The organism is Rathayibacter sp. VKM Ac-2857 (assembly GCF_013205025.1).
Taxonomy (GTDB): Bacteria; Actinomycetota; Actinomycetes; order Actinomycetales; family Microbacteriaceae; genus Rathayibacter.
The window spans coordinates 1-929 of record NZ_JABMLE010000008.1 but is presented as its reverse complement, the minus strand read 5'-3'; the positions used below and the strand labels follow the sequence as shown (position 1 = coordinate 929).

The following is a 929-nucleotide window of genomic DNA, read 5'->3' as shown; positions in this document are numbered from 1 at the left end:
AGGGGATGAGCTGTGGATAGGGGTGAAAGGCCAATCAAACTTCGTGATAGCTGGTTCTCTCCGAAATGCATTTAGGTGCAGCGTTGCGTGTTTCTTGCCGGAGGTAGAGCTACTGGATGGCCGATGGGGCCCAAAAGCTTACTGACGTCAGCCAAACTCCGAATGCCGGTAAGTGAGAGCGCAGCAGTGAGACTGTGGGGGATAAGCTTCATAGTCGAGAGGGAAACAACCCAGACCACCAACTAAGGTCCCTAAGCGCGTGCTAAGTGGGAAAGGATGTGGAGTTGCACAGACAACCAGGAGGTTGGCTTAGAAGCAGCCACCCTTGAAAGAGTGCGTAATAGCTCACTGGTCAAGTGATTCCGCGCCGACAATGTAACGGGGCTCAAGCACGCCACCGAAGTTGTGGCATTGACATTAGTGGTAGGCCTTCGTGGTCCAGCCGTGTTGATGGGTAGGAGAGCGTCGTGTGGCGAGTGAAGCGGCGGTGTGAACCAGCCGTGGACGCCACACGAGTGAGAATGCAGGCATGAGTAGCGAAAGACGGGTGAGAAACCCGTCCTCCGGAAGACCAAGGGTTCCAGGGTCAAGCTAATCTTCCCTGGGTAAGTCGGGACCTAAGGCGAGGCCGACAGGCGTAGTCGATGGACAACGGGTTGATATTCCCGTACCGGCGAAGAACCGCCCAAGACAATCCAGTAGTGCTAAGTATCTGAATCCCTTTGATGGATCCCTTCGGGGTGAAGCGTTGGGCCTAGCGTACGACCCCGTGCTGGTGCGTTTAGCGTATTAACAGGTGTGACGCAGGAAGGTAGCCGAGCCGGGCGATGGTTGTCCCGGTCTAAGGATGTAGGGCGAACGATAGGCAAATCCGTCGTTCACATAGCCTGAGATCTGATGGGTAGACGCAAGTCGAAATCGGTGATCCT

The 929-nt window shown here is 55.3% G+C and carries 1 rRNA gene; it reads left to right on the top strand.

The window, feature by feature from the left end:
- Positions 1-929, top strand: a 23S ribosomal RNA gene (locus HQQ86_RS20865); the annotation flags it as partial.